Raw genomic sequence first — 9,223 nt, 5'->3', positions numbered from 1 at the left:
CCGCGGGGGCGGGCGAAGAGCGGGATGCTTCCGTGAGGTACGACGTGTTCTCGCGTCATGTCTCAAGGTTCGGTGGTCGGGGAAGCTCCGGCAAGACCCGATCCTGAACCTGTGGATAACCGAGAACCCCCTGCTCAGTGGGGGTTCTCGGGATGCTGTTCCTGGAACTACCGGAAGGGCGGCGGCCCGGCGGACAGGTGGATGTGGTCCACATGGTCCTGTGTCGGACTGCCCCGGGGCCCGGCGTACCTCTTCACGCTCTCCCACGGACCCACCGAGTCCCGCGCGGGGCTCCAGATGTGGAAGTTGTAGATGATCCCCTTGACGTTCAGATCCTGATGGTTCTGGATGAGCCAGTCGATCACCTGGATGGCGGTGGCGTCCATGGCCGGGGTCGGCGTCCCGCCCAACTCCGCCATCATGTAGTCCACGGCCTCCCCGTACCCATGGTCGCTGTCGGCCTCGTCGCGGTAGCCACCCGCGGACAGGTAGAAACCCGGGAACTGGTCGTTGAGCGCCTGGTGGGCGGCGCACATCTGCGGGTGCAGGCCACCGAGGTTCGCGCAGTCCACGATCGCACCGCCACCGAACACCGCGTTCGGATCGAACCGGTACTGCCCCTCCTGGTCGACCAGGTGCACGTCGAACAGGTCCGAGGCCTCCTCCGAGTCGCCCACCGGCGAACCGTCACAGTTCAACCCGTCGTCGTCTCGACCACAGGCCGCGTCGAGTTCGATGATCGCGATCGCCGAGGCGCTGCCGAAGGACGTCTCGCTCATGTCCTCCTCGCCCTCGCAGACGATGTCGTTCCAGTGCCGTGAGTTGTCCGGGTCCAGCTCCCGCTGACAGAGCGCACCCCGTACCTCCACGCGGACGATGTTGCCCGAGCGTCCCATCACGTTGTCGCTGGCCCGGATGTCGGTGAGCACCGCCCCGTTCTCCCGGGCGAAGTCCTCCGCCCGGGACTCGGCGATCTCCTCGTCGTAGCGGGGCATCGGGTAGGAACCGCCGGCGAGCTGGTCGGCCGCGCTGTCCTTCAGAGCGCTGACCGCAGCCAATGCGGCGGCGTCCGCCGCGGTCTGGGCCTGGGAACGCTGGTCGTTGGCGAACCCCACCCGTACGAACAGCACGGTGAGCGCCAACAGGGCGATGGTCATGCCGAACAACAGCAGGATGTTGGCCTGGCCGTCGTCGCGGCGTCCCTGGAGGTGCCGTCGACGCCGTATTCGGGGTCGTTCGGTTCTGCGGAGGATGCGTCGCATGCTGGTCCGGGGGTCGTTCCCGCGGGGGAGCGGGGGCGGGGGCTCGGGCAGGGACTCGCGCGACCCGAAGGCCACGAGTGGCACGGGGGACATAGGCGACCGAACACGAATCGCGCACACCCCCGCGCCGGGCAGCTTAACCCGGCCGGTTCCGCCGGTACAGGGGCGACCGGGGCATGGTGACCAGAGCTCGACCGTTACCGCAGGTGGTGGCGGTGATGCGTGGAGTGGGGTGACCACAGGCGGCCGCAGACCGCCCCGGGAGACCACACGCGGCACTCACCTCACGCCGAGTCGCTCACAGGACCGGCCGCCGACGGGTGGCGCCGTCGAGGATGTGCGCGATCTCCTGGGCGGCGGCCCGGGCCGTCTCGGTGTCGGTGGCCTCGGCGGCGGCCAGTTCGAGTCGGGCCAGCTTGGCCGCGCGTCGTGGGCAGTCGCGCAACTCCACGAACACACCCCACCGGCGTAGGAACATGCGCACCGGAACCGGGTCGCCGGTACGCGAACACAGGTCGTGGACGTAGCGGTGCTGGATGTCGAAGGTGGACAGCGCGTCGGGGGACACCCGGCGCACCGCGGCGCGCAGGTTCTGCCCGTCGGCCGGTGGCTCCAGGGTCAGCGCCTCGGGGACCGGGGCGCCCGTCCGCGCACCGTCGGAGACCGCGGACGGTTCGGGGCGCAGGGGCTTGCGGGACAATGCGACTCACCTCTTCGCAGGTGGACCGGGGGACATGGATAGAGCATGCGCTGTTCACCGGGGTGGGACAAGCGGGATCGCGGAACCTGTGGAAAACTCCCCGCTCGGTCGTTGCGCCCGTAAAAGCGGCGGCTCGCCCGGTCGAGCTTCGGGCGGAATGCGCTGGAACCGCCGAGTACGGAGGCGCCGAACCGAGCCGGCACGCCGGAGACCGAAACCCGCTGTGAACGACCACGAACTGTCCGAAACCCCTGGCCGTCGGGTGGCGGGCCCGGCCGAATCCAGTGCCGCGTCGGCCGAGGTTCATCCCGTCGCGACGTTCGGCACGGCACCTCGCCGCGTTGGCGAAAAACCCACATAGGAACCACTATGAGAACTTCCCGCCGCCTTGCGCTGCACCATCCTGAACACCGCTCCGTCACGGGCGAACCCCGACCGACGCGGCACTAGGGAAACCGACCGCGGCGTATCCTGCCGTCAGGACCGCTTCCGTCCCAGGTCGTGGTCGAACGCACGGGGGGTCCAGCGGCCGTGAACCGTCCACCAGAACCCACGGGGCAACTCCCGACCACGCCGTACCCTCGCGCGGCACTGGCCGCCTGCGTCGCCCCGCCTGCGGCGGCCCTGCTGATCGGTCCGCTGACGGAGATGTTCGACGTCTTCGCGCTCGAACTGCCCAACGGCGCCGTGCTGCCCATGGGGTACGTGGTGTTCCTGGTGGCCCTGTTCCCGTTGTTGATGCCACCCGACGTCCGTTACCTGGCCGCTCTGGTCTCCGCGGGGCTGCTCGCCCCGTTGGCGCTGGTGTGGCTGCTGTGGTCCGCGCCGGTCGGGGTGTACCTGCTGCCGGTGGTGGCGTTGTCGTTGACCGCCTGGGCCGTCAACCACCCCAGACTCCTGAACCGTCTTCAATGCGTGACGGCCCCCGGCGACCGACGACACCCGTGACCGGGGTCGGCGACCCCTGCGAGCGAGAACGGACGAGTCACCGCCGCTCATCGAGATTTCCTCGGGGAGTACTACTTCAGTGGACGATCAGGGCGACTCGACGGCCTTCGCTCCTTCGCTTCCCGAAAGTCTGATCGAAGAGATCGACGACGGCGACATTCGCCCCTGGCCGGGCGGAGCGCACAAGCGGCACGAAGCGGTGGTGCGAGCCCTTCGAGAACGCGACCGGGAGTCCTGTCGTGTCAGGCCATCGGGCGCACCAGTCCTGTCCGATAGGCCAAGATGACCGCGTGGACCCGGTCGCGCAGGTCGAGCTTGGTGAAGATGCGCGAGACGTAGGTCTTGACCGTTTCCGGCCTCAGCACCATCTGGGCGGCGATCTCGGCGTTCGACAATCCCTCGGCGAGCAGGCCCAGGACCTCCAACTCGCGGGGCGAGAGGTCGTTCAGTGCCCGCGCCGCCTCCGGGCGTGCGTCTCCTGGCAGCAACCGCTCCGCGAAGCGCCCGATGAGCCGGTGCGTGATGGCCGGGTCGAGCAGTGATTCACCGCGGGCGACGGTGCGCACGCCGACCACCAGTTCCTCGGGGGTGGCGTCCTTGAGCAGGAACCCGCTCGCCCCGGCCCTCAGGGCCCGGTAGACGTAGTCGTCCAGGTTGAACGTGGTCACCACGAGGACCCGGGCGGAGCCGGCGGTCCCCGGCCCGGCCAGCTGCCGGGTGGCCTCGATCCCGTCGAGCACGGGCATCCGCACGTCCATGACCACCACGTCGGGGCGCAGGCGAGCGGCCGCCTCCACCGCCGCTCGGCCATCGCTCACCTGACCGACCACCCGCAGTCCGGGTTGGGCGGCGAAGACGGCGGCGTACCCGGCACGCACCAGTGCCTGGTCGTCGCAGACCAGGACCCGGATCGGTGCGGACGTCGCGGACGGGTCCGTCATCGGCCACCGTCCAGCGGAAGACGGGCGCGCACCACGAAACCGCCCCGGGGGAGCCCGCCCGCCGTGAACTCGCCGCCGAACACCCGCACGCGCTCACCGAGCCCGATGAGCCCGCGCCCGCCGGAAGGCAGATCCGATACCGAAGCCCGGCCAAGGCCCTCGGTGGTCACCTGAATATCGACCCGGTCCCTCTCGTAGTCGATCAGGACCCCGGTCGGCCGGCCGCTCGCGTACTTGACCGCATTGGTCAGGGCCTCCTGGACCACGCGGTGGGCGGTCAGACCGATCCCCGGGTCCATGTCGGGCCGTTCGCCCCGCACCGTCAATTCGACCGGTTGGCCCGCCAGCCGAACTCGCTCGACCAGGTCACCCACCTGGTCCGGGGCCGGGTCGAGGATCCCGCGCACCGAGTGCGTGGAGGATCCGTCGACGGCGTCCGGGGCATGGGGGAGATCGGGGTCCTCCAACACGCCGAGGAGCCGACGCAGATCGGTCATCGCCTGGCGCCCGCTGTCGCTGATACCGGACATCAGGTCCGCGTGCTGGTCGGCAGGTAGGAACCGGGCGGAATCGGACTGCACCACGATGGCGGTGACGTGGTGGGAGACCACGTCGTGCAGCTCCCGTGCGAGCCTGTTGCGCTCTCGGGCGACCGCCAGCTCAGCGCCACGGCGACGCCGTTCGGCCTCGCCCACACGCCACGAGTGCATCAGCACACCGGCCCCGGCGACAGCGAACATGACGCAGTAGAAGGCGACGTAGTCGGTGACGTGCTCGGACGACCCGCGTGCGGCCAACGCCAAGGCGAGGAGCAGGTAGCCGGCCGTCATCGCCACCGTCATGGGGAGTCGACGGCGACTCTGGTGGGCACCGGCGCTGTAGAGCGCCACGAGGACACCGACGCTGGCGAACGTCGGCGGGTAGGCGAACAACTGGACCGCGGCGAAGCACAGGGCCACGATGGTGAGGCAGGTGAAGGGACGCAGGCGGCGCGCGACCAGGGGCAGACACTGTCCCATCACCAGGACGAGGCCCACCGCGTCCAAGGGTCGCTGCGGAAGTTCGCCCACCATGACCCCGTTGTCCACGAGGCCGGGCGCGAACGCCACGGCGGCGAGCGCGGACGCGAGGAGACCGTCGCGCAGAGCGACGCTCCGCGCCCTCCACCGACCGACGATCTCCGTCGCCACGCTTGGGAACGCTCTCTTCTCCAGTCCGAGCACGGGCTGACTCTAGGGCATGTTCCGCGAATACACACCCTGCTGCGCGTCGCCCCAGCGGCACCGGCACGGCGTTCTCATCAGTCGACAGCCAAACCCGGGCTGACTCCTTCTTCGGCCTTGTGCCGGCACCACTGGATGCGCCGCTCGCGACGGGCAGCATCCACGGAACACGCCCTGGCGGACCTTCGAACCGTGTCGGCTGGCTCCGTCGACGATGAGCGCCCCCGCGGCTCAGCGTGTGGTCGGCACTTCCCCTCGGCGGTAGAGGCGGCCCCGACGCTTGGCCAGGACGAGGAAGGCGGCGGTGAGCGCGCTGCACAGTAGGATCGCCACCGGGCTCGCCTCGGGGCCCGAGGAACCCCCGAACAGCGGGTTGGATTCGTTCATGGTGCCCGTCAGCAGACTGCCGGCCCCGACGTCGGTACCGCCGCCCGTTCCGTAGATCCCGGCCAGGGAGAGGTTCCAGGCCAGGTGCAGGCCGATGGGCAGCCACAGGCTGCGCGTGGCCGCGTAGGCGGCGCCGAGCATGAACCCCGCCTCGATGGAGATGGCCACGGCGCCCCAAAAGGTGAAGTCAGGGTTGACCACGTGAATCAGGCCGAAGACCAGGCCGGAGCATCCGATCGAGCCCAAGGTGCCGAGCTTCTCCTCCAACAGCCGGAACAGCACACCGCGGAAGAGCAGTTCCTCGACGACCGCCACGCAGGACATCAGTCCCAGTGTGATGAGCAGACCTTCGAAGGACCCCCACCCGGTCACGCGGTACCCGCCAAGGGCCATGATCAGGAGGATCGTGGCCGTGAACACACCGAACCCGAGAAGCGCGCCCCGACCGAGGCCGGGGGCGGCTTCGGCCAAGACCAGCTCGGTCGCGCTCCGGTGCTCCAGCCACCGGATGAGGCCGACGTACCACCAGAGGGCGATCACCGCGGTGCCGACGCCTACGATCAGCGCGATCACCGGGCCTCCGGACGCCGCCTCGTTGATCGGTGCGGTGACGATCATGACCACCAGGAGCACCGGGAACATGATCGCGAGTCGTGTCCAGGTGGACCGCGGCCGTCTCGACGAGGTCTCCGCGTGCGGAGGTCGTGGATCCTGCTGCTCTTCGGGTGACGGCTGTCGCTCGTTGGACGGGCCCATGGGTCTCTTCTCTCACTGCTCGGGCGCATCCGCGCCTCGTGGTGGCTACGAACAGCAAGTTACGGCGCGGGCGCACCGCCCGGCTTCCCCCCGGAGTGGGCAGTCGGCACATCGGTGTGTCCCCCGTGCGAGCCACACACCCGGTGAGGCCGGGCCTTCCCGGTCTCCCCGAGGTGGAGTGCGGGAGGCGCTCGGTCCCCCGCTTGAGGTGCGCGGGGGTGGGAGCGGGATCGGCTGTTCGGGATGGCGCCGGGCCCTGGCGTTCCCCGGTGAGAGGTAGGGATCCGGTTGGTCCGATGATCCGCCCGCCCACCCGAACCCCGGGGGTGGTCGTCCCGAGCCACGAACGGGGCACGGGTTGGCCCACCCGTGCCCCGACCACCTCGCCCCTCGGACCGTCAGCGGAACCGGCGGCTCAGTCCGTCCACCAGATGCACGTCGGCGACGGTCAACCGCACGTCCCCCGCGCTCACCGGCATCACCGTCGCCGACCGCACGTACACGCCGTGACTCCACCTGCGGCCGGTGCTCGTAGAGATCGCCTTGGCCCCCAACCTCCCCAACGCCCCGGGTGGCCCCGCCACCAACCGCAGCTGCCACCGCGCCCGCAGGATCGGCACCTCCAGGTAGTCGCTGTGTCGCAGCAACGGCAACCGACCCACCAACCGGGACTCCTCCCGGCCGGGCGGGCCCGGCACCGCCTCCAACGGGAAACGCTGCCCCGCGTCGGTGCCGCGCACCACCTCCAGCGCGTACGACACCCCCTCGGGCAACGGTGTGCCCAGCAGAACCTCCAGACGCAGATCCTGCCCGCGCCGCCCGGACGGGCGGATCCGGACCGACTCCACCGGAATCGTGGGCGCCAACGGCGACGTCTTCAGCCCCAACCGGTCGTTGACCGTGTAGTACGGGCGCACCTTGGTCCCCGTGCCATAGGTGGGTTTCACCGGCTGGGCGGCGTACTCGATGATCTTCTTGTAACCGACCACCCCGGCCAGGTGACGGCCCACGGTGCACTCGGTCCCGTCGGACAACATCAGCCGCAACTGCCACTTGTCGGAGTCGCCGTGCCGCCCGCGCGCGACCGCTTCCGGGTCGATCACCGCCGTGAACTCGCCCCCGTGCGCGACCGCGGACGGGAACTCGCATCGGCCCTGCGGCGAGCCGTGCGGCCGCACCACCATGCGGGCCCGCGCGTCGTGCGGCGCCCGTCCCAGCACCCGACCCTGGATGGTGATGAGGCCGTCGGCGACCTCCACGTGTTCGACCTCGGCGTGGTGCCGCGAACTCCGCACCTGAAGGATCAGCCGCCCCTTCGGCGAACGCGCGGGGATCACCAGGGACAGTCTGCTCGTGTGCGCGATGGACAATGGGAACCCGTGCTGGTGGATGGTCACGTCCCGCACCGGGGTCTCCTCCTCACCGTCCCGTTTCGGGGCGGCGTCCCCTCCGACCCTGCTCGTACGCTCCGAGGTGCCATCGACCCGGAACACCTGCCAGGTGCCGGTGGACAGGTCCAGCTCGGCGGCGTCCACCAGGACCCGACCGTCCGGCTCCGGGATCAGCTCCACCCGGTGATGCTCCCTGGCGAGCACCACCGCGTCCGGCACCCGTGAGTCGATCGGGTCGTGGACGCCCCCCGCGTCCACACCCGGCCCGAAGTCCAATTCCGTCACCCCGTCCGGTCCGACCTGAACTCGGCATGACGCCGGTATCTCCGCCCGCGGCATCGGCAGGTCCAGGACCGGGTGCGCGGGCATTCGGGTCCCGGCCAGGTCGTAGAAGAGCTCCTCGTGCCGACGCACCACGTTCACCGGATCGAAGCGTTCCGAATCGCTCAACGCCGCCGCCGACATGCGCCGCCGCAATTCGTCATCGCCCATCAGGTGGGCCAATCCCTCCGCGATGCCGGGGGCGGACTTGTTGGGGACCAGCAGGCCGTCCTCCCGATGGCGGATGATCGACGCCGGCCCGTGCGGGCAGTCCGTGCTCACCACCGGCAGCCCCGAACGCATGGCCTCCACGATGGTCATCCCGAACGGTTCCTCACTGGAGGTCACCGCCGCGAACGCACCCTGAGCCCATGCCTCCTCCACCCGAGGATGCGGACCCATCAACCACACCCGGTCCTGCAATCCGAGCTTGCCCACCAGCCTGTCGAGCGCTCCGCGCCGGCTGCCGCGCCCGTATATGCGCAGCGTCCAGTCCGGGAACTCGTCACTGATCATGGAGAACGCCTGAACCAGCAGGTCGTGGCGCTTGCTGGGGGCGAGTCGGCCCGCCGAGACGATCGTGCGCGTGTTGTGCCCGTTGACGGTGAACGGCGGCGCCGGCACCGAGTTGGGGATGGACAGCAGCCGCACACCCGGCAGCGGCATCCGCTCGGAGTAGGTGCGTGCGTCGGCCTCGGTGACCGTGACGAAGGCGTCCAAGCGCTGGTACTCCTCGGCCATGACCCGGAGCAGTTCGGGGGAGTGCTGTTCGTAGGTCAGGTGTTCCTGGCCGATCTTGACGATGCGATGGGGCGCGGCCCGCGCGATCACCACGTTCAACCCCGGACGGGTACCCACGACCACGTCGGCGTCCGTGGTGGCCAGGTACTCCTCCAACCGGTCGTCGGTGAGTCGGCTGTGCGTGGAGCCCCGGCCGTCCTCCGGGGGAAAGAGCAGGGGTGGCAGACCGGCCCGTTCCGACCCCTCGTACAACGGGCGTCCGGCGACCCCGATCGATTGCCCGTCATGTCGACGGATGTCGACCAAGGGACGCAGGGTGACCTGGGCGGGAACCGGAAGCACGGGGTCCGCGCGGTGCCGGAACACCGAGACGATCTCCACCTCGTGCCGGGCCGACAAGGCCGCCGCCTGGTTGGCGACCGTACGCACGGTGCCGCCGATGCCGTACATGTCGTTGATCAGATAGGCGATCTTCACTGAGCCCCCATGTTCCGGCGTCGCCCTTCGCACGCTGTCTCTTTACACATCTGACGCTGCCGACGAATAGAGAGGT

7 protein-coding genes are annotated in these 9,223 nt (G+C 69.8%); 1 reads left to right on the top strand and 6 read right to left on the bottom strand.

Annotation, left to right across the window (positions count from 1 at the left end):
- Nucleotides 1–167 precede the first annotated feature (167 nt).
- Nucleotides 168–1,262 (bottom strand): pilus assembly protein TadG-related protein, encoded by a 1,095-nt coding sequence (locus BQ8420_RS24245; protein WP_200816082.1) that lies wholly within the window; start codon nt 1,260–1,262, stop codon nt 168–170.
- 298 nt (nt 1,263–1,560) lie between these two features.
- Nucleotides 1,561–1,962: a hypothetical protein gene (locus BQ8420_RS24240; protein WP_235006461.1), complete on the bottom strand. Its 402-nt coding sequence runs from the start codon at nt 1,960–1,962 to the stop codon at nt 1,561–1,563.
- Nucleotides 1,963–2,493: 531 nt separating this feature from the next.
- Here BQ8420_RS24240 and BQ8420_RS24235 point away from each other — a divergent pair.
- On the top strand, nt 2,494–2,910 hold the full coding sequence (locus BQ8420_RS24235) for a hypothetical protein (protein WP_143847532.1): 417 nt from the start codon (nt 2,494–2,496) through the stop codon (nt 2,908–2,910).
- A 242-nt stretch (nt 2,911–3,152) separates the two neighbouring features.
- On the opposite strand, the gene BQ8420_RS24230 is transcribed toward BQ8420_RS24235, so the two are convergent.
- The 4 genes from BQ8420_RS24230 to BQ8420_RS24215 all read right to left on the bottom strand — a co-directional run bounded on the left by BQ8420_RS24230 (nt 3,153) and on the right by BQ8420_RS24215 (nt 9,147).
- On the bottom strand, nt 3,153–3,851 hold the full coding sequence (locus BQ8420_RS24230; protein ID WP_087101497.1) for a response regulator transcription factor: 699 nt from the start codon (nt 3,849–3,851) through the stop codon (nt 3,153–3,155).
- Nucleotides 3,848–5,041, bottom strand: coding sequence for a sensor histidine kinase (locus tag BQ8420_RS24225; protein ID WP_200816081.1), 1,194 nt, complete (start codon nt 5,039–5,041; stop codon nt 3,848–3,850). The genes BQ8420_RS24230 and BQ8420_RS24225 overlap by 4 nt, the downstream gene beginning before the upstream one ends.
- Before the next feature lie 264 nt (nt 5,042–5,305).
- Complete coding sequence (locus tag BQ8420_RS24220) at nt 5,306–6,103, bottom strand: CPBP family intramembrane glutamic endopeptidase (protein ID WP_087101495.1); 798 nt, start codon at nt 6,101–6,103, stop codon at nt 5,306–5,308.
- A gap of 512 nt (nt 6,104–6,615) precedes the next feature.
- Nucleotides 6,616–9,147 (bottom strand): glycosyltransferase family 4 protein, encoded by a 2,532-nt coding sequence (locus BQ8420_RS24215; protein ID WP_087101493.1) that lies wholly within the window; start codon nt 9,145–9,147, stop codon nt 6,616–6,618.
- Nucleotides 9,148–9,223: the final 76 nt, after the last annotated feature.

This window comes from Nocardiopsis sp. JB363 (genome assembly GCF_900143625.1).
In the GTDB taxonomy this organism is placed as follows: Bacteria; Actinomycetota; Actinomycetes; order Streptosporangiales; family Streptosporangiaceae; genus Nocardiopsis.
This window is presented reverse-complemented; position numbering and strand designations above follow the sequence as displayed.

What these genes read in the sequence shown, in the direction of transcription:
- BQ8420_RS24245 (WP_200816082.1), bottom strand. Translation starts at nt 1,262, where the DNA reads ATGCGACGCATCCTCCGCAGAACCGAACGACCCCGAATACGGCGTCGA.
- BQ8420_RS24230 (WP_087101497.1), bottom strand. Translation starts at nt 3,851, where the DNA reads ATGACGGACCCGTCCGCGACGTCCGCACCGATCCGGGTCCTGGTCTGC.
- BQ8420_RS24220 (WP_087101495.1), bottom strand. Translation starts at nt 6,103, where the DNA reads ATGTTCCCGGTGCTCCTGGTGGTCATGATCGTCACCGCACCGATCAAC.